We start from the raw sequence: 19,952 nt of genomic DNA, 5'->3' as shown, positions 1-19,952 counted from the left end.
GATGGAATTTTTGAACCAGATCAATGAACTGTTGAAGCAGAACTTGGGTGAATTCGGTCCGCTGATTGTCGTGGGCGTTTTGGGATTGTTCATGATCCTGGTCACAATCCCGCTGATGCTGAACCAGCCGGAAGACCCACTAAAGAAGTTGCAGCGGTCAAATTCACCGCCAAAAAACAACAAGAAAGAAAAGAAAGAGCGTCTCAGAACAGCCAGCCGGAACGAACAGCTTGAGAAGTTCGCCAACTTTCTCGAACCAAAGAACGAAGAAGAGTATACCGCCGTTCAACTCAAGTTGAGGCAAGCCGGCTATCAGTCCAAGGACGCGGTTCGTTTCTATCACTTCGCTCAGTTCGCATTGGGCATAATCGGGATCCTGATCGGCGTCTCGCTGGTTACCGTGTTTGCGGGCGATCAGGAATTTGACTCGACACAAATCCTCATTCGCGTTCTGGGACCTGGTATTGCGGGTTACTTCGTGCCCAAATACTGGATCACGCGGCGCGTAGAGGAACGCAAGGAAGCGATCGTAAATGGTTTCCCTGATACGCTCGATCTGATGTTGGTATGCGTCGAGGCCGGGCAGTCCTTGGATCAGGCCATTGTACGGGTCGCGTCTGAGATGAAAGCATCTTACCCAGACATCGCGCTTGAGTTCGAGGTTGTCGCCTACGAAATGAAAGCCGGTAAAGAAAAGGACACCGTTTTGCGCGACTTCGCGACGCGATGCGGCGTTCAGGACGTTAGTGCGTTCGTCACCGTGATGATCCAATCAGCGACATTCGGGACATCCATTGCCGAAGCGTTGCGGGTTTATGCCGATGAAATGCGTGACAAACGCGTGATGCGCGCCGAAGAGGCAGCGAATAAGTTGCCAACCAAAATGACCCTTGCGACAATGATGTTGACCGTCCCTCCTCTGCTGGTCATCCTTGTTGGACCTTCGGCAAAAGGTATTATGGAGTTTGGAAACCGATAACGCCTTCCCGCTTCTTCGCTGGGTTGCCAAATCAGGTTGTTGGCACCTTCGTATGACAATTCAGGCCGCCATGGTTTTCACCATGGTGGCCTCTTGCACTGAAACAGGCGCGACAGACGATCCGTTTGCCCCTGGCGTCGACCCAGATGGGCCTGCGGTAGATGAGGTGACCGTCGGAAACCGATTGATGGCGGCGGGCGAATATGAGCTTGCACTTGAATCCTTCACCCGTGCCGCGTTGCAACAGGGTATGACCCCGCAAATCCTGACTTCGCTTGGGACAGCTAATTTGGGATTGCGCCGGATTGGCCAAGCTGAACCGCTACTGCGTCGTGCTGTCGAGGACGATCCCGAGTGGCCTGTGGCATGGAACAACCTGGGTGTCTTCTTGGTGGAAACGGGCGAATATGCCGAAGCCGCGCAGATGTTCCGCAGAGCCTATGCGCTGGACAATGGCGAAAGTGACGCAATCCGCGACAATCTGCGGTTAGCACTCGCAAAAATGGAAAATCCTGTTAATAATACCCCTCAAGAACAAGAATTTGAACTGGAGCAGCGCGGCAACGGGCAATTTGTTCTGCGTAAAATCCAGTAATAGAGGCAGAGCAGTAAAGGACGCACAAAAATGCGCCAACCCTTCTTGATTCCGACGATGCTGGCGTGCGGGCTGGTTTTGGCCGCCTGCGCAAAGGAAACCGAAGAGGAAAAGGTTGAACGTACTTTTCAGGAAGTGAACGTCATCGACGAGACCAACCTGAATGACGTGATGCTGAATGCGGCCGATCCCAATGAGGCGGTGACCTATTTCCAAAGTGCGGCCGCCAAGAACCCTGACCGCATCGACCTGCAACGAGGACTAGCGATCACGCTGACCCGTGCCAAGCGCAGCACTGAAGCTTCCGCCGCGTGGAAACGAGTGCTGAGCATGAAAGGGGCCAACAACGCCGACCGTGTCGAATACGCTGATGCGCAGATTCGCAGCGGCAACTGGGACGGCGCAAAGGCGACATTGGACAAGATCCCCCCTACATATGAAACCTTTAAACGGTATCGGCTTGAAGCGCTGGTGGCAGATGCCAAAAAAGACTGGAATCGCGCCGACCATTACTACGAAACCGCGGTGGGCCTGACGACCCGCCCTGCCGGAGTCATGAACAACTGGGGCTATTCCAAACTAACGCGCGGGCAATATGCGGAAGCCGAGCGGCTGTTTACCGACGCCATTAGGCAGGACAATTCTATGTTCACCGCCAAAAACAACCTTGTTCTGGCGCGCAGCGCACAGGGCAACTACAGCGTTCCTGTTGTCCCAATGACGCAGACCGAACGGGCGAAACTGTTGAACACCATGGCCATTTCAGCCGTGAAACAGGGGAATATCAACCTGGCCAAGAACCTCTATCGCGAGGCGATTTCCACCCACCCGCAGCATTATGACGAGGCGGTCCGCTCGCTTCGGGCCCTTGAGGACGCCTGATCCATGATCATACCAGCGGCAGCGGCGGCGTGGTTTCTACCTTTTGTTCTGCCGATCTGTTTCTACGTTGCCTTTACGGATATGCGTGAGATGCGGATCAAGAACCACGCTGTCGTCGCGCTGGCGGTTGTTTATCTCATCGTCGGGCTTATCGCATTGCCACCGTGGTCCGGTCCGTGGATCCCCGGCAACATCGGGCCGTTAACCCTGACCCTGCCTGTCTACGGATGGCAGCTGCTTCACATGGTTGTCGTTCTTGTTATCGGCATCGTGCTAAATGCAGCTGGTGTGATGGGGGCCGGAGACGCGAAGTTCTGTGCCGCAGCCGCAGCGTTTGTCTGGGTCGGTGACCTGATGTGGGTCATGGTGATTCTGACGGCAACTCTGCTGGGAGCGTTCTTTGCCCACCGGTTGGCGAAATACACCCGGCTGCGCCAGATCGCACCACATTGGGAAAGCTGGGATCGCGGCAAACAGTTCCCTATGGGTCTGACGCTGGCTGGCAGCCTCGTTGTTTATTTGATTTTGGGCATAATCCACGGATCGTGAACAATCATCAGCGCGCCTTGCCCGCGCCTTTGTCCTGCCACAAATCCGCGCCAAATTCTTCCAAAGCGGCCCCGCAAGGGCCTTTTGCGTGATTTTTGGATGGACGAGCCCCGCTCATGAATATGCAGACCTCCTCTGTGATTGCCCCCCCTGCCCCCAAAGGCCTGGGAGAAATGCAACTTCCGCTGGTGATGATGCGGGACATTCTGTTGAAGACCGTCTTTCGCAAGAACGTGGATACGGTCAGCGAAATTGCGGGTGCCATCTGTCTGCCCGGGTCCGTGACACAGGAACTAGTTGATATCGCACGCGAGCAGAAACTGCTTGAAGCGACCGGGACTCTGAACGCCAACTCCGGCAATGAAATGGGCTATCAGCTGACCGATGCGGGCAAAGCGCGGGCGTTGGACGCGTTGAGCCAGTCTGAATATTTCGGTGCGATGCCGGTGCCGCTCGATGTTTACCGCGAGCAGGTCAAGCGCCAGTCGATCCGTAACATTCAAGTCACCCGCGACCAGCTAACTGGCGCGATGGGCCATCTTGTTCTGCCCGACAGCCTGCTGGATCATCTGGGCCCGGCGGTCAGCGCCGGTCGCTCAATTCTGATGTATGGCCCTCCGGGCAATGGTAAATCCTCGATCTCGAACGGCATTCGTGATGCTTTGGGGGACAACGTCTATGTTCCGCGCGCAATCGAATATGCCGGTCAGGTGATTACGGTCTACGACCCGATCGTGCACACCGCGATCGAGCAAGAAGAGGACGATCCCAACAGCCTGCGCCGCCGCAAGCGGTTCGACACTCGCTATGTTCAGTGCGAACGCCCCACCGTTGTGACTGGTGGTGAACTGTCACTGAGCATGCTGGATTTGGTCTACAACCCCACTGCGCGTACTTATCAGGCACCTCTGCAGCTGAAATCCACCGGTGGCATCTTCATCGTGGACGACCTTGGACGTCAGGCAGAGCCCCCTCAGGCCCTGATCAACCGCTGGATTGTTCCGCTTGAAGAAAGCAAGGATATCCTTGGCCTGCAATCGGGTGAGAAGTTCGAAGTACCATTCGACACGCTGGTTATATTTTCGACCAACTTCCACCCAAATGAGATTTTCGACCAAGCGGCCCTGCGCCGGATTTTCTTCAAGATCAAAATCGACGGCCCGAACCAAGAGAACTTCCTGAAGATCTTTGCCATGGTCGCCCGCAAGCGCGGTATGCCACTAGACGAGGCGGCGCTAGTGCATTTGCTGAAGGTCAAATACCCGACCATCAACAACATCTACGCAAACTATCAGCCGATCTTCCTGATCGACCAGATGATCTCAATCTGCGAGTTTGAGGGTATCCCGTATCAGATGAGTCCGGACCTGATCGACCGAGCCTGGGCCAACATGTTCGTGAAGGAAGAAAAGATCATTCACTGATCCCCTGGTCCTGGTTTCCATGGCCTGAGGGCTGCGCTAGGTTCGTCGGATGGTGCAGATTCCTCCGGCAATCCAAAACTGGTTTTCGAACAAAGGCTGGTCGATTCATCCGCATCAGCAAGAAATGTTTGAGCGGGCGAATGATCCCGCGACGCTTCTTATCGCTCCAACTGGTGGCGGCAAAACCATGGCCGGTTTTCTACCTTCCCTGGCCGAGTTGGCCGAAGGGCAGCATGACGGATTGCACACGCTTTATGTGTCTCCTCTCAAGGCGCTGGCAGCGGATATCAGGCGCAATCTGCGCGTTCCCGTCGAGGAAATCGGCCTGCCAATTCGGATCGAAGATCGCACCGGCGACACATCGGCCACGCAGAAGAAACGCCAGCGCGCCGATCCTCCACATATCCTGCTGACCACGCCCGAAAGTCTGGCGTTACTTACTTCATACGAAGATGCTCCGCGCATGTTTGCTGGGGTCCAGCGCATTGTTGTCGACGAGATACATGCACTTGCAGAAAGCAAACGGGGGGATCAATTGATGCTGGCGCTGGCACGATTGCAGACACTCTGCCCCGATCTGCGCCGCGTAGGCTTGTCCGCCACGGTTGAAGACCCCGAAGGCATCGCACGATTTCTAGCCCGCAATCCCGATCCTTGCCGAATTATTCAGGCTGATCCCGGACCTGACCCCGATATCTCGATGCTGCAAACACAAGAGATGCCGCCATGGTCGGGCGGTGGCGCAGCCTATTCCATCCCCGCTGTGATGGAGCAGATCAAAAAGCACAAGACGACACTTATCTTTCACAATACTCGGGCGCAGGCCGAGATTTTCTTTCACAACCTCTGGCTCGCCAACGACGACGCTCTGCCCATTGGTATTCACCACGGCAGCCTGGATCGGCAACAACGCGAACGGGTCGAGGCCGCGATGGTCAGGGGTGATCTGAGGGCAATTGTCTGCACCGGCAGCCTCGATCTGGGGATCGACTGGGGCGATGTGGATCTGGTGATCCAGATCGGCGCGCCGAAGAACGTCAAGCGGCTGGTGCAGCGGATCGGGCGCGCAAATCACCGCTACAATGCCCCTTCCAAAGCTATTCTCGTCCCAGCCAACCGGTTCGAAGTGGTCGAATGTGTTGCTGCATTGGAAGCTGTGCAAGAACATGATCTGGATGGCGACCCCCGCGGGCCAGGACCCAGGGACGTTTTGTGCCAGCATATTCTGATCGCCGCCGCAGCGGGACCGTTTGATGCAGATGCACTCTACGCCGAAATGACGGCTGCCGGGCCTTATGCGCAGATCACCCGTGCTGAATTCGATGCCTGTTTGGAATTCTGCGCCACCGGTGGATATGCCCTGCGAGCCTATGATCGGTGGCAGAGGCTTCAGCAGCGCCCGGATGGAGCCTGGCAATTGCGCGACCCGAGGGCGGCACAGCGTATCCGCATGAACCTTGGCACGATTCAGGACACCGACACGCTGAAGGTTCGGCTTAAGCGCAATCGCGGGGGCAAGCCTCTGGGTGAGGTAGAGGAGGGATTCGCGGCCTCGCTAACCCCTGGTGATACCTTTCTGATCGGTGGTCAGATCGTCCGCTATGAGGGTCTGCGAGAGATGGTGGTCGAGGTCAGCCGCCGCGCTGACCGCAAGCCCAAGATCGCGACCTTTTCGGGTACTAAGTTCGCCACGTCCACCCAGCTGAGCGACCGAATCCTACGGATGTTCGCACAGCCGGATTGGCCTCAACTGCCCGGACATACTGCCGAATGGCTGGGTCTTCAGCGCGAGATATCACGCCTGCCGCAAAGTGACCGCCTGTTGATTGAGAGCTTCCCTGACAGGGGGCGCGAGCATCTATGCGTCTACGGATTTGCCGGCCGCAATGCGCAACAGACGCTGGGCTTGCTGTTGACCAAACGCATGGAGGAAACCGGCCTTGCGCCGCTGGGATTTGTAGCCACTGACTATGCCACCTTAATCTGGGGGCTGGATGCGGTGACCGATCCGCGCCCACTATTTCAGTTGGACGCGCTACGAGAAGGATTGGAGACTTGGCTGGCGGGTAACGCCGTGATGAAACGCACATTTCGTGCTTCGGCCACAATCGCGGGGTTGATCGAACGCAACACTGGTGGGCAGCGCAAGAGTGGTCGGCAGGCGACATTTTCGTCAGATATCCTCTATGACACCTTGCTGAAATACGATCCTGAGCATCTGCTGATGCAAATCACCCGCGAAGAGGCCATGCGCGGGTTGGTCGATTTCGGACGGATCGAAGCCATGGTCGCCCGGATCGGAGACCGGATTGACCTGCTGCGGCTAGACCGCGTCTCACCCCTGGCGGCGCCTCTGTTCCTCGAAGTTGGCAAAGTCCCCGTCAAGGGCGAAGCCGAGGAACGCCTGCTTGCGGAAGAAAGTGCCCGGTTGCTGCAGGCGGCCGGATTGCAACCGGCATAAACCACTTGCGCAATCCGCAAAATCGTATGAAGAACGGATCATGAACAAGATCGCGTTTTCATTTTCTGGCCAAGACCTGACTGCGCTTGGGTCGGGCGCACTATGGTGGCCGGAACAGGGCTTGCTCTGTGTTTCCGATCTGCATTTAGGCAAATCCGAACGGATCGCCCGCAGGGGCGGCCCGACATTGCCGCCGTATGACAGCCGCGAAACATTGACCCGATTGGCAAGTGATCTTGCCCGTACCGGTGCCACGACGGTCATCTGTTTGGGGGACAGCTTTGACGATCTCGATGCCTCGGGCGCGTTGGCTGCTGAGGATAGGCAACAGATCACCGCCATGCAGGCTGGGCGGCGTTGGATCTGGATTGAAGGGAACCATGACCCCGGCCCGGTAGAAATGGGCGGCACACATCTGTCCGAATGGGCTTGCCACGATCTGATTTTTCGCCATATCGCCCAGCAAAACAGTGCTGGTGAAGTCTCGGGCCACTACCACCCCAAAGTTAACCTCAATGCCCGAGGGCGCTCGATCACCCGACCGGCTTTTTTGTTGGATCAATCACGTCTGATCCTTCCAGCTTATGGCGCTTACACTGGGGGGTTGCGCAGTTCAGCAGAGGCTCTGAGCGGCATCATGGCGCCGGATGCGCGGGCAATTCTGACCGGTGCGCAGCCTCAACTCATCCCGATGCCCAGATAGGTTCTAGAGCAACCCGTCGTCCACGAGCTGTTGCTTGTATTTCCTGCTGACAGGAACCTGATCGCCGTTGCTGAGGTGCAAAAAGGATTTTCCCCTTTCTTTTTCGACCCCAACAATCGCCGAATCCACAACCCAGTGTGAACGGTGCGTACAATGGCCTTGTACCGGCTCCATCTCGGCAATCGCGTCGGTAAAGCGCGAGCGGATTGTAAACGTGCCATCGGACGTGACCACGTCGACATAGTGATCGCGCACGGTCAACCGATAAACCTGACCCTCGAACTTGGCAGGCAAACGATTGAAAAGACGTGGTCTGGGTTCGTATAGCGGTGCTGCGGTTTCTTCCCGCTGACGCACCAGCAAAAGTCCGGTGGCGAAGAGAAGACCATAAGGGGCGACTTTCAATATGCCCGGTGCCATCAATCCATTTAGCGTGAACAGAATCCAGGTCAGCAACCACAGCGATGGGGCAAACAATGTCAGGATCAACAGGACGAAGGCAAAATCACGCACCAGCAATCCTGATCGATTGAGCCGTTCGCGTACCAGCTTTCCAGCCGACCAAGTCGCTGCAAGCGCGAGCAGCATAACACCTGTCCAGAACACCATCCGCTGACTGAATGGCAGTGTCATATCCCGAAAGGGGGCAAAGGAATACGCCAATAAAGGAATAAAAACGAGGCCCGCCACTAACCGTTGAAGGCTTACTAACGAGAAGATCGGACTCAGCTTCATCATACCAGGTAACGCACCTCGCCAAAGGCAAAACCATGAAACACGAACAGACAGGATTATAACCCCTTAAACGGCTGGAATAGAAGGATTATCACCGACCGACGCCAGGTCAAGTCAAGATGTAGTTATATAAATATCCTAATCTAATGAAAAAGGCCGGAGGGCTTTTCGCTCTCCGGCCAATTCAATCATTGACCTTGCGCCCGAATTGAACCCGGAGGTTGCAATTAGGCAGTCAGGCCTTCCGGTTCAGGCAAGCCGTTTGCGCGGCAAGCCGCGGTGAGCGTGTTCGCAAGAAGGCAGGCGATCGTCATAGGGCCAACTCCGCCGGGAACAGGGGTAATCGCACCAGCGCGTTCTGCCGCAGTGGCGTAGTCAACGTCGCCAACCAGCTTGTTCTTGCCGTCGCGTTCGATCCGGTTGATGCCGACATCGATCACGGTTGCGCCTTCCTTGATCCAGTCACCCGGAACCATCTCGGGGCGACCAACTGCGGCGACCACAATATCAGCACGGCGCACAACATCGGGAAGGTCTTTGGTGCGGCTATGCGCGATGGTCACGGTGCAGCTGTCGCCCAGAAGCAACTGCGCCATCGGCTTACCCACGATGTTCGACCGACCGATCACTACAGCATCCATGCCGGACAAAGAGCCGTGGTGATCGCGCAACATCATCAGACAGCCCAGCGGAGTGCACGGCACCATTGACTTCTGACCTGTTCCCAGCAGGCCCACATTCGAGATGTGGAACCCGTCCACATCCTTTGCCGGATCGATCGAGTTGATCACCAGATCTTCGTTCAGATGCTTGGGCAGCGGCAGTTGCACCAGAATGCCGTGCACCGCAGGGTCATTGTTCAGTTTGTCAATCAGCGCCAGCAGGTCCTCTTCGGAGGTCTCTGCATCCAGCTTGTGCTCGTACGAGTTCATGCCGACCTCGACGGTCATCTTGCCCTTAGAACGCACATAGACCTGGCTGGCCGGGTCTTCGCCCACCAGAACCACCGCCAGACCGGGGGTGATGCCGTTCTCTTCTTTCAGCTTTGCAACCTGGTCAGCCACCTGTGCGCGCACTTTGGCGGCAAAGGCCTTTCCGTCGATAACCTGCGCTACCATTCTTTGATCCCTTCTTTCACAAAACGGATCGGGCGCACTAGGCGCCCGTTTCTTCAGTCTGGGCCGAGCACGCGTTCTTCGCGGGCAATCGACCAATCAATCAGTATACGCCAGAGCTTTTCGGCAAGATCGGGGTCCATACCCAACTCATCCGAGCTCTTGCGGACGCGCTGCACCACATCTTCGACACGTTCCGGGATGCGGGCTGGCAGGCCCTCGCCGGGTTTCAGTTGCGACGCGCGGTCGATATAGGTTGCGCGCTTTACCAGCAATCCAATCAATTGGCGGTCTAGCTTGTCGATCTGAGGCCGCAATTCCTGCATCGAATGACAGTCTTGCGGAGGTATCAGAGTGGGCATTTTGGTCTCCTGCGGCCCGGGGATATCCCCGGACCACGAGATGTCTTATTTGAGCGCTTAGAACAAGCCCTCGATCTCACCTGCGTCGTTAAGGCAGATGGTTTCGGCGGCCGGTTTGCGCGGCAGACCGGGCATGGTCATGATCTCACCGCAGACAACGACGATGAAACCGGCACCAGCGGAAAGGCGAACCTCACGCACCGGAACCGAGTGTCCGGTAGGCGCGCCGCGCAGCGACGGATCGGTCGAGAACGAATACTGGGTTTTCGCCATGCAGACCGGCAGATTGCCATAGCCTGCTTCTTCCCATTCGCGCAGCTGGTTGCGGATCTTGTTGTCGGCCAGAACTTCGTCGGCGCGATAGATACGCTTGGCGATGGTTTCGATCTTCTCGAACAGCGGCATGTCGTCTGGGTAGATCGGTGAGAAGTTCGCGGCACCATTTTCGACGATTTCGACAACTTTTTCGGCCAGAGGCGCAGAGCCGTCCGAACCCAGCTCCCAGTGACGCGAAAGGATCGCCTCAACACCATGCTCGCCGCAGTAGTCCTTGACCGCCTGAACTTCGTCATCGGTGTCGGTGACGAAGTGGTTGATCGCGACGACAACCGGAACACCGAAGGATTTGACGTTTTCGATGTGACGACCCAGGTTGGCGCAACCTGACTTCACAGCGTCAACGTTTTCCGCACCCAAGTCAGCCTTGGCCACGCCGCCATTCATTTTCATCGCGCGCACGGTGGCAACCAGTACCACTGCCGACGGAGCAATACCCGCCTTGCGGCACTTAATGTTCATGAACTTCTCGGCACCGAGGTCAGCACCAAAGCCCGCTTCGGTGACAACATAGTCGGCCACTTTCAGAGCGGTCTTGGTTGCGATGACCGAGTTGCAGCCATGCGCGATGTTTGCGAAGGGACCACCGTGAACGAAGGCCGGGTTGTTTTCCAGCGTCTGCACCAGGTTCGGCTGCATCGCGTCTTTCAACAGAACGGTCATTGCACCTTCTGCCTTGATATCGCGGCAGTAAACCGGGGTCTTGTCGCGGCGGTAAGCAACAATAATGTCGCCCAGACGCTTCTCCAGATCTTTCAAGTCGTTTGCCAAGCAAAGGATCGCCATGACTTCGGACGCCACGGTGATGTCAAAGCCTGCTTCACGCGGGAAACCATTCGACACGCCGCCCAGAGACGCCGTGATCTGACGCAGAGCACGGTCGTTCATGTCGACGACGCGGCGCCATGCAACGCGGCGGGTGTCGATTTCCTGCTCGTTACCCCAATAGATATGGTTGTCGATCATCGCCGACAGCAGCGAGTGGGCCGAGGTGATGGCGTGGAAGTCACCTGTGAAGTGCAGGTTCATTTCTTCCATCGGAACAACCTGCGCGTAACCGCCACCTGCGGCGCCGCCCTTCATACCGAAGTTCGGGCCAAGCGAAGCTTCGCGGATACAGATCATCGCGTTCTTTCCGATGCGGTTCAAGCCGTCGCCCAGACCTACGGTGGTGGTGGTCTTACCTTCACCTGCGGGGGTTGGGTTGATCGCGGTCACCAGGATCAGTTTGCCGTCTTCGCGGTCCTGTACCGAGTTGATGAAGTCCTGGCTGACTTTGGCCTTGTCATGGCCGTAAGGCAGCAGATCATCGCTGGAGATACCCAGCTTCGCGCCGATTTCCTGAATCGGCTTTTTGTTCGCCTCGCGGGCAATCTCAATGTCGGATTTGTAGCTCATTGGGCAGGGTCCCTGATTGAATTCCGTGCAAAACCGACGCACGGGCGTCGGCGCTGCGCAACATATACTGATGTACACAACACTGATGGCTAAGGATTCCGACATTTTCATGCCGCGAAACGGCGTTGCGAGAAATCGTAATGCGCAAATCGGAAACGGATTGAACCTATGGGTTCCAAAGGGGCTGATCCGGCACAAACAATTGCATCTTGTCACCGCGTTTCAGAGCTCCCGGGCGTTCGACCCAAGCCGTTATCCCGCGTCGCCCTTTGGCCGCAGGTTTGAATGCCGCCCCGTAACCGATGTGATCCGCCTCGATCTCGCGGCCCGGAAGAACGCAGGGGGCGTTTTCCATGTCCACAGTGATCGTCAACCCGCTCTCGGCCTGCAACCGCGACGACGGAGGGATATGAGAGAAATCGGGAATGCCCTTCAGGACAATCGAAGCCCCAAGGTAAGACGGATCAAGCGTTGCCAACTCCATCTCAGCCGCAATATCACCCAATTCCTCTGCCGACAGCACTGACAATTGCCGCACATTCCGGATCTCGGTGCCCTTTTGATAGAGATTCGCTACCCGAACACAGGACGCCCGATTGAGCCCTTGATGCCGTTCCCCCTGAACGCCATCAAAATTCAGGTCCAAAGCGTTGACAGGCTTGGCCCGCAAAGACTGGCCTGCTGGAACATGGCCCAGCCATACCACCTCGGCCGAATATTCAGTTTCACGCAAGAATGGCATGAGGCGCCCCCCTTCAATCACAGGTTAGCAGGCATAATGCCTAGCAAAGCCCTGATGAAAAGAGAAAACCCGGAGGCTGGCTCCGAGTTTTGCAATTATGCAGTGGGTTCTGGTTCCATACCGCCATCTGGCGGCGATTTCTTGGACTTGGTCTTCGGGATGGCAGTTACGCTGGGGGCGTTGCCCTCATCGGGGCTGTCACCCTCATCATCGCTTTCGGTGGGCGGTTCGCCATTCATGACGCGCTTGATCTCATCGCCGGTCAGGGTCTCATACTCAAGCAGGCCTTGCGCCAGTCGCTCCCATTCCTCGTTCTTGTCGGTCAGGATCTTGTGCGCGCGTTCATAGCCTTGCTGGATCAGGCGCTTTACCTCTTCTTCGATCAGCTCTTTGGTATGAGCCGATACCGAGAACCCGGCGGTGTTGCCCTGATAGCCTTCATGCGCCTCGGCATAGTCGATGTTGCCGACCTTGTCCGACATGCCCCAGCGCATCACCATGGCGCGGGCCAACTGGCTGGCCTGCATGATATCACCCGCAGGGCCGTTCGACACGTGATCTTCGCCGTATTTAATCACCTCGGCGGCCTTGCCTGCCATAGTCATGGCCAGCTTCTGCTCACACTCATCGCGGTGATAGTTCAGACGATCCATTTCGGGCAGTGACACAACCATACCCAGCGCACCACCGCGCGGAATGATGGTCGCCTTATAGACCGGATCGCACAGCGGCAGTTCCAGACCCACAACGGCATGGCCGGCCTCGTGATAGGCGGTTTTTTCCTTCTGGTCCTGCGTCAGCACCATCGAACGGCGCTCGGCCCCCATCATCACCTTGTCTTTGGCGTTCTCAAAGTCCTCCATTGTGACAAAGCGACGACCGACGCGGGCGGCCATCAATGCGGCCTCGTTCACGAGGTTCGCCAGATCAGCGCCCGAAAAGCCCGGCGTGCCGCGCGCGATAATGCGCAGGTCGACATCGGGACCCAGAGGCGTCTTGCGCGCGTGAACGCCCAGAATTTTTTCACGGCCTTTGATGTCGGGGTTGCCGACGGTCACGTTACGGTCAAACCGGCCCGGACGCAGCAGCGCGGGGTCCAGAACGTCCTTCCGGTTGGTGGCAGCCAGAATGATCACGCCTTCATTGGCCTCGAAACCGTCCATCTCAACCAGCAGCTGGTTGAGAGTCTGTTCGCGTTCGTCGTTACCGCCGCCATAGCCAGCACCACGATGGCGCCCCACGGCGTCAATTTCGTCGATGAAGACGATACAAGGCGCGTTCTTCTTGGCTTGCTCGAACATGTCACGCACACGCGATGCACCAACACCAACGAACATTTCAACGAAATCGGAACCCGAGATCGTAAAGAACGGCACACCTGCCTCGCCCGCAATCGCACGGGCAAGCAGCGTCTTACCAGTGCCCGGAGGGCCAACCAGCAGCGCGCCTTTGGGAATCTTACCGCCCAAACGCGAAAATTTCTGCGGGTTGCGCAGGAATTCCACGATCTCTTCCAGCTCTTCCTTGGCCTCGTCGATGCCCGCAACGTCGTCGAACGTCACCCGGCCGTGCTTTTCGGTCAGCATCTTGGCCTTGGACTTGCCAAAACCCATCGCGCCACCTTTGCCGCCACCCTGCATCCGGTTCATAAAATAGACCCAGACACCGATCAGCAGCAGGAAGGGCAGCAGCGTGATCAGGAACGACTGGAAACCCGATTGCTGCTGTTTTTCAGCACGTACGGGGATGTTCTTGTCGATCAGCAGCTTCGTCACCTCGGCATCGGTGGGTTTGATGGTGACAAAGTCCTGATTCTCATTCGTGCGATAGCGGATCTGTTCGCCATCCAGCGTCACGCTGGTGACGTCTCCGGCGTCCACGGCGCTGACGAATTCGGAATAGGTGCGTTCATTGTTCTGAAGCGACCCGCTGGGTCCACTGAACAGGTTGAACAGTGCCAGGATCAGCAGAAACAGAACGACCCAGAAGGCGATGTTGCGAGCGTTGCCCAAGGAAAATCTCCCGAAAGGTTTCGGCAGGTGGGGACCTGCCGGGGTTGTTCCTTAAAATAGAGAGGATTGTGGCAGGTTCAATGAGATAAAATCACCGCATCGAAGTCGGACCTTTCTGGAAGCAGTTCGGCCCGCCATTCGTTTGCAAAACCGGCCAGAGGTGCCGCCAATAGCATGCCTTCGGCCCAGACCGAGGGCGTCGACAACACTGCAGCGCGAGGTTTGCCCACAGAGCGCCAGTTTTCCAGCTGCAATATACCATCCTCACCAAGCGCCCGGATTTCCGCAACTTCAGTTTTTGGCCCGGATATAATCCAACGCCTGTCCCAAGGTTCTGAGGGGCGCGCGTGCTGATTGCTGACGGCGTTTAGCTCTCTGCAAACCCAAGTTTTTTTGCCTTCCGGGGTAAAAATACAGCCCCCCAGGGTGGCCGTCTGAGCAGACGATATCGAATCCAGCACTTGATCAACCGCTTTGTGTCGTGGCGGATACTCTCCTCCCACGATCCATGAAACCGACGCGATCACAAGCCGACGACGGATTTCTTCGGGCAGAGTTTCGAAACCTTCGCGATCAATGCAAAGATCGCCATCCGTCACCGTCATGCACCGGAAAGCGGATTCTTGCGCGTATTGCGCCAATGCTTCACGCGCTTGCGCCATATTTTCAGCGACCCGTGATAATGACTCTGCCGTGATCCCGATTTGATTTAATCCGGAAAGTGCCTGGCGGGCTTTGATCCGGTCAAAACGAGGGTCCTGATTCGACGGATCATCAATCCACGAAATACCTTGCGCAGTCAGATATTCCCGAAGATCGGAGCGTGTCGTGGACAGCAATGGGCGCAGCAATGTGACCCGACCTTCTTTTCGCGATACAGCCATGGCCGAAAGCCCCGAAACGCCCGAAGCACGGGCCAGCCGCATCAGTACCGTTTCAGCCTGATCATCCTCCGTGTGGCCCAGCGCAACTGCCTCTAGGCCCTTCGATTCGGCCCACGCGACCAGCAACCGGTATCTCGCACGCCGCGCCTGATCCTGCAGATTTCCGGATCCATCCCACCCCTGCCATTTCAGCGTTTCATGAGGAATGCCTAAGCGCTGCGCCAGGGTTGCGACAGCCAAGGCCTCTGACGCAGATTCAGCTCGCAGGCCGTGATCAACGGTCGCCGCAAACAGCTCGATCTGCTCTTGTCGCGCGATATCAACAAGTAATCGCAACAGGGCAGTCGAATCACTGCCCCCTGATACCGCCACCCCCAGACGGCGCGGCAGTGGATCGGGCAGACCTGCCCGCAAATTGGCCCGAAGCGTATCGGCGTCAGAGGTCAAGAACAGCCCAGCGTTGCCATTTCCTGTGTGGCCGAAGCAGCTGGTGCCGATGCCGGAAACCGAACGCCAACTTCGCCGAGAGTGATGCAAGCCTGATCGGTTTGGCCCAGCTGTCCAAGCGCTGCGCCCAACTCAAACAACGCCTCGGGTGCCAGAGGCCCTTCGGAGTCGCCCGTGAAGCTGGCCAGAAAGGCGCGCGCCGCTTCGCGTGTATCGCCCACCCCTTTCAGCGCCTGCCCGCGCCGCAGGTTGGCTTGGCTCGCCAGCGGGCTGCCCGGATAGGACTGGTCGAATTGCGCAAACAGATCGGCCGCGGTCTGGAAATCTCCATCCACCAGGGCCTGCGAAGCGGCATCAAAATCCGCTTGTTCACCGACTGCAAGCTCACCCTGATCAGTGACCGTGGGTTGCGTAGGGTTGGGGGTGGGTGCCACAGCCACATCGGTCGATGTCTCACCACCCAGCGTTGAGGTTTCACCCAACGCGCTCAGATCACCGCCTTCAAGTTCAACCAGACGAAACTCCAAATCACCGATACGGTTGGTGCCATCGGTCACGACATTCTGCACCCTTTGGTTCAACTGCTCGGTCTGGCGTGTCAGGCGCTGCAATTCTGCCTCGATCGCATCAACGCGCTCAAGCACGGAACTGCCAGACAGGTTTGGCGCGGGGGACCCAGTGGTTGAAAACTCGCGCTTGAGACGCTGAATTTCCACATGCAGCACGGTTAATTCCTGACGGATATCCGCCAGCGTCTGCTGATCCTGTGCCTGTGCCATACCAGCGACGGTCACGACCGCCGCCAGAACCAAACCTGCAATTCGCATCATCTTACCCCAAGGTTGAACCGGTCAGCACCGTCACCGCGCGGCGGTTTTTCGAATAGCAATCCTCGGTGCTGCAAATTTCGATCGGGCGTTCCTTGCCATAGCTGACGGTGGTCAACCGGTTGCCTGCCACCCCGCGTGAGATCAGATACTCCCGCGCCGCATTGGCCCGACGAGCTCCAAGCGCAAGGTTGTATTCGCGCGTGCCCTGCTCGTCCGCATGGCCTTCGATATTGGCGACAAAATCCGGATTGGCGAGCAGCCAATCGGCCTGCCCTTGCAGAATCGTCTGCGCCTGCGGGCTGAGCGTGGACTGATCGACCGCGAACAGAACCCGGTCACCAACTGTCTGCTGGAAATAAGCCGGTGAGCGCGGATCACTGGGTGAGCCCGGAACCAGCGCGCCGCTGCCACCAGCGCCGCCACCAAGAGCCGACGGATCATTATTGGAACAGGCCGCAATCAGGGTCAGCGCCCCAATTGCCGCGACTTTGCTCAACAGTTTCATCTCAAGTGCCTCGTGTTTCGTTGTTTATTGCCGCGCTTCTATCACATTGCGGGTTTGTTGTGAACTTTACCTGCTGTCAGTTCCGATCAATTCTGCAGTGGCCCCCAAGACGGGTCGCTACCGCCATCCGGCGTTCTAACAGGACGCAAGTTACGGCCCGAAATATCCACAGAGTAAAGCGTCGATCGACCGCTTGCCCCCTGCGTTTCGCGGGTGAACATGATGACCCGCCCGTTTGGCGACCATGTGGGACCTTCGTCCAGGAACGAGGCGGTCAAAAGGCGCTCTTCGCTGCCATCCGTGCGCATAACACCGATGTGGAAGCGACCTTTGTTCTGCTTGGTAAAGGCAATCAAGTCACCACGCGGAGACCAGACCGGCGTGCCATAGCGGCCTTGCCCAAAACTGATCCGCGTTGCCTCGCCTCCGTTGGCGGGCATGATGTAAAGCTGCGGGGTGCCGGATCGGTCGCTTTCGAACACAATCCGGCTGCCATCCGGCGCATAGCTGGGGGCAGTTTCAATTGCCGGCGTGTTGGTCAGCCGCACGCTCTGGCCCGAGGCCAGATCCATTTTCCACAAATCCGTGTTTCCGCCTTGGGTCAACGAGTAAACAATTGAACGACCATCCGGAGAGAAGCGCGGTGAGAAACTCATGGTGCCTTCCTGCGTTTTCAACTCTTGCCGCTTCACGCGGCCGACATCCAGAACGTAAATACGCGGCTGACCGGTCTCGTAGCTGGTATAGAGCAACTGGTCGCCCGCCGGTGAGAACCGAGGCGCCAGAACAATCGCTGCGCTGTCGGTCAGATACTGCACATTAGCGCCGTCGTAATCCATTATGGCCAACCGTTTGCGCCGTTGATCCTTTGGGCCGCTCTCCGACACAAACGCGACACGGCTGTCGAAATAGGCGCCCTCTCCCGTGATCCGGGTATAAACCTGATCCGCGACCTTATGCGCCATGCGCCTCCAACCGTCGGTTGTTCCTGCAAACTGCAACCCGTTGCCGAGTTCCTGTCCCGAGAAGACATCCCAGACCCGGAACCGAACCGTCAGGCGCTTGCCCGACACGTTGACCGCCCCTGTCACCAGTGCTTGAGCGTTGATCGCCTTCCAATCAGCGAACTGTACCGGCGCATCGAAACTGCTGACGCGGCTGATATATGCATCCGACGAGATTTCACGAAACAGGCCCGTTCCGGTCAGGTCAGACACGACCACCCGCGAGATATCTTGTGCATATTGTGCCGCCGAGGGACCGTCAGGCACAAAGCTTGGCACGGCAAACGGCATTGGTTCGATGATCCCTTCATCGATTTCCAGACGCAGCGGGCCACTTTGGGCGTAGGCCGAGGTCGAAAGAAGGGTCAGGCCAATTAAGAGGCTGGTCAGAAGTTTCATCATTTGATCCGCATCCTCTCGGGATTGAATGTAATCTCAATATCCTGCCATTGATCGTATTTGTCAGCAGGTAGGTCATATCCTTTAGACCCACAGCGCAAAATTGCGCGGCGCGCAGCTTCGTAGGCTTGTTTTGCTGATGCGGCCGAGCCGCCTGTACTGTCGAGTAGCTGCAAACTGCCGCCAACCACTTTGCCATCTCTGGTTAACGAAAACCCGACAACAACCACAGTTTCCAGCGCATCCGTCGACAGGGACCCGACATTCCAACACCGCGACACCGCAACCCGCATCGCGTCTTTTTCACCGCTAGTCAGTGGTGGGCCCGAAGGTTCGGTGCCATTGCCCAATGCTTCGGCCAGGGCGTCATTGATCGCTTGCTCGTTTTGCGCAGGCTCAGTCGGCGCGGGCTCGGGCGTTTCTGCAACCTCGGGCTCTGGCTGGGGTGCCGGCCGGTTCGGGCGCACGCGCGGACGAGGAGAAGTTCGCGGGGCCGGATCTTCGACTTCTTCCGCCTCGGTCACGATCTCGGGAGCGGCCTCTTCTGGTGCCGTTTGATCCAGCTGTTCTTGTTGGATTTCCGCCCCTTCATCCAGCGAAACCGGAGGGGTTTCAATTTCATCCGGCTTGGCCTCGGGCGGAGGAGGAGCAATCTGCTCGGGCGCGATCTTATCCGCTGGGCTTGGTTCTGCCTCTGGGCCTGGAGGCGCAGGAAGCGCCGCCAGCTCAGGCTCGGGCTCTTCAAGCGTTGGAGGCTGTTCTATCAGTTCGGGTTCAGGTGGGATTTCCACTGTTTCTGGTTCTGGTTCCGGTTCCGGATCCGGTTCGGGTTGAGCAACCTGCTCAGGTTCGGGCGTATCTTCCGGCGTCGGGTCCAGTATTTCGATCTCATCAGGTTCTGCAGGCTGTTGCAGTTCAGCCGGGTCAGTCGGCACCTCGGGTGCCTCGCGTTGCGCGGTCATGGCCGCAAACTGCTCAGCCGAGATCACCGAGACATCCTGTACAGCCATCGGCAGCGGCTCGGACCGGAAGGTCCCGCCGATCAGCGCCCAGCCAATCAGACTGACATGCGCAATTGCCGAAATCTTGGTGCCGGTATCCACCGCGCAGCCTCACTCTCACCCTTCGTCCAGCGTTGGCCCGCCGGTATCGGTCACAAGGCCTACGTTGGAAAACCCACCCGCGTTCAAAGCGCCCATGACCTGCATCACTTGCGCGTAGGGAATCGCGCCGTCAGCACGCAAGAACACACGGTCGCTGCTGCGCTCAGCTGCGATCGCGCGCAGCTTACCGATCAGTTCTTCGCGCAGCACATCCGTGGTCTGGATCTGCACGCGCCCATCTGCGGTCAGGGTCACAGTCAGCGGCTCTTCGTTGTCACCGGGTAAGGCACTTGCGGCAGTCTTGGGCAGATCGACAGGTACGCCGACGGTCAACAATGGGGCCGCCACCATAAAGATGATCAGCAACACCAGCATGACATCAACAAAGGGCGTCACGTTGATCTCGGCCATCGGTTGGGCGCGCCCGCGCCGCCGTCCGCGCCTGCGTCCGTTCCCGCCCGAGCTTTGCTGAACTGCCGCACCCATC

The 19,952-nt window shown here is 57.6% G+C and carries 19 protein-coding genes; 7 read left to right on the top strand and 12 right to left on the bottom strand.

The features are described from left to right. Position 1: 1 nt before the first annotated feature. The 7 genes from ACR0A1_RS00775 to pdeM all read left to right on the top strand — a co-directional run bounded on the left by ACR0A1_RS00775 (position 2) and on the right by pdeM (position 7,593). Positions 2-979: a type II secretion system F family protein gene (locus ACR0A1_RS00775; protein WP_170397360.1), complete on the top strand. Its 978-nt coding sequence runs from the start codon at positions 2-4 to the stop codon at positions 977-979. 52 nt (positions 980-1,031) lie between these two features. Then, complete coding sequence (locus ACR0A1_RS00770) at positions 1,032-1,574, top strand: tetratricopeptide repeat protein (protein ID WP_370644360.1); 543 nt, start codon at positions 1,032-1,034, stop codon at positions 1,572-1,574. Positions 1,575-1,604: 30 nt separating this feature from the next. Next, the gene (locus ACR0A1_RS00765; RefSeq protein WP_170397362.1) at positions 1,605-2,456 is read left to right on the top strand and encodes a tetratricopeptide repeat protein; all 852 of its coding nucleotides are present in this window, start codon (positions 1,605-1,607) and stop codon (positions 2,454-2,456) included. A gap of 3 nt (positions 2,457-2,459) precedes the next feature. Then, positions 2,460-3,005 (top strand): prepilin peptidase, encoded by a 546-nt coding sequence (locus tag ACR0A1_RS00760; protein ID WP_170404351.1) that lies wholly within the window; start codon positions 2,460-2,462, stop codon positions 3,003-3,005. A 116-nt stretch (positions 3,006-3,121) separates the two neighbouring features. Next, positions 3,122-4,429 (top strand): ATPase, encoded by a 1,308-nt coding sequence (locus tag ACR0A1_RS00755; protein ID WP_170397365.1) that lies wholly within the window; start codon positions 3,122-3,124, stop codon positions 4,427-4,429. A 49-nt stretch (positions 4,430-4,478) separates the two neighbouring features. After that, entirely contained in the window at positions 4,479-6,890 is a 2,412-nt protein-coding gene (locus tag ACR0A1_RS00750) for a ligase-associated DNA damage response DEXH box helicase (protein WP_480865862.1), read from the top strand. Positions 6,891-6,930: 40 nt separating this feature from the next. After that, on the top strand, positions 6,931-7,593 hold the full coding sequence (pdeM, locus tag ACR0A1_RS00745) for a ligase-associated DNA damage response endonuclease PdeM (RefSeq protein WP_170424301.1): 663 nt from the start codon (positions 6,931-6,933) through the stop codon (positions 7,591-7,593). 3 nt (positions 7,594-7,596) lie between these two features. Here the strand turns inward: pdeM and ACR0A1_RS00740 are convergent, their stop codons facing one another. The 12 genes from ACR0A1_RS00740 to tolR form a co-directional block, all read right to left on the bottom strand. After that, a complete protein-coding gene (locus ACR0A1_RS00740) occupies positions 7,597-8,181 on the bottom strand; it encodes a LytTR family DNA-binding domain-containing protein (RefSeq protein ID WP_480865859.1) in 585 nt (194 codons plus the stop codon). 374 nt (positions 8,182-8,555) lie between these two features. Then, complete coding sequence (folD, locus tag ACR0A1_RS00735) at positions 8,556-9,446, bottom strand: bifunctional methylenetetrahydrofolate dehydrogenase/methenyltetrahydrofolate cyclohydrolase FolD (protein WP_170511402.1); 891 nt, start codon at positions 9,444-9,446, stop codon at positions 8,556-8,558. 53 nt (positions 9,447-9,499) lie between these two features. Beyond that, complete coding sequence (locus tag ACR0A1_RS00730; RefSeq protein ID WP_170397374.1) at positions 9,500-9,805, bottom strand: chorismate mutase; 306 nt, start codon at positions 9,803-9,805, stop codon at positions 9,500-9,502. Between the two features lie 57 nt (positions 9,806-9,862). Beyond that, entirely contained in the window at positions 9,863-11,539 is a 1,677-nt protein-coding gene (locus tag ACR0A1_RS00725; RefSeq protein ID WP_170511397.1) for a formate--tetrahydrofolate ligase, read from the bottom strand. 166 nt (positions 11,540-11,705) lie between these two features. Beyond that, positions 11,706-12,281 (bottom strand): MOSC domain-containing protein, encoded by a 576-nt coding sequence (locus ACR0A1_RS00720; protein ID WP_480865857.1) that lies wholly within the window; start codon positions 12,279-12,281, stop codon positions 11,706-11,708. A 95-nt stretch (positions 12,282-12,376) separates the two neighbouring features. Then, the gene (gene ftsH, locus ACR0A1_RS00715) at positions 12,377-14,293 is read right to left on the bottom strand and encodes an ATP-dependent zinc metalloprotease FtsH (RefSeq protein ID WP_170424311.1); all 1,917 of its coding nucleotides are present in this window, start codon (positions 14,291-14,293) and stop codon (positions 12,377-12,379) included. A 77-nt stretch (positions 14,294-14,370) separates the two neighbouring features. Further along, positions 14,371-15,624, bottom strand: coding sequence for a tRNA lysidine(34) synthetase TilS (tilS, locus tag ACR0A1_RS00710; protein WP_480737258.1), 1,254 nt, complete (start codon positions 15,622-15,624; stop codon positions 14,371-14,373). Continuing rightward, complete coding sequence (gene ybgF, locus ACR0A1_RS00705) at positions 15,621-16,451, bottom strand: tol-pal system protein YbgF (RefSeq protein ID WP_170404791.1); 831 nt, start codon at positions 16,449-16,451, stop codon at positions 15,621-15,623. Before ybgF ends, tilS begins: the two co-directional genes overlap by 4 nt. Before the next feature lie 4 nt (positions 16,452-16,455). Beyond that, positions 16,456-16,959, bottom strand: a complete 504-nt coding sequence (pal, locus tag ACR0A1_RS00700; protein ID WP_170397385.1) for a peptidoglycan-associated lipoprotein Pal — start codon at positions 16,957-16,959, stop codon at positions 16,456-16,458. Positions 16,960-17,045: 86 nt separating this feature from the next. Further along, a complete protein-coding gene (gene tolB, locus ACR0A1_RS00695) occupies positions 17,046-18,365 on the bottom strand; it encodes a Tol-Pal system beta propeller repeat protein TolB (protein ID WP_170404374.1) in 1,320 nt (439 codons plus the stop codon). Then, on the bottom strand, positions 18,362-19,465 hold the full coding sequence (locus ACR0A1_RS00690) for an energy transducer TonB (protein WP_480865854.1): 1,104 nt from the start codon (positions 19,463-19,465) through the stop codon (positions 18,362-18,364). Before ACR0A1_RS00690 ends, tolB begins: the two co-directional genes overlap by 4 nt. A 15-nt stretch (positions 19,466-19,480) precedes the next feature. Continuing rightward, a complete protein-coding gene (gene tolR, locus ACR0A1_RS00685; protein WP_170424320.1) occupies positions 19,481-19,951 on the bottom strand; it encodes a protein TolR in 471 nt (156 codons plus the stop codon). Between the last annotated feature and the right edge of the window lies 1 nt (position 19,952).

The organism is Ruegeria sp. D6 (assembly GCF_056534365.1).
This window is presented reverse-complemented; position numbering and strand designations above follow the sequence as displayed.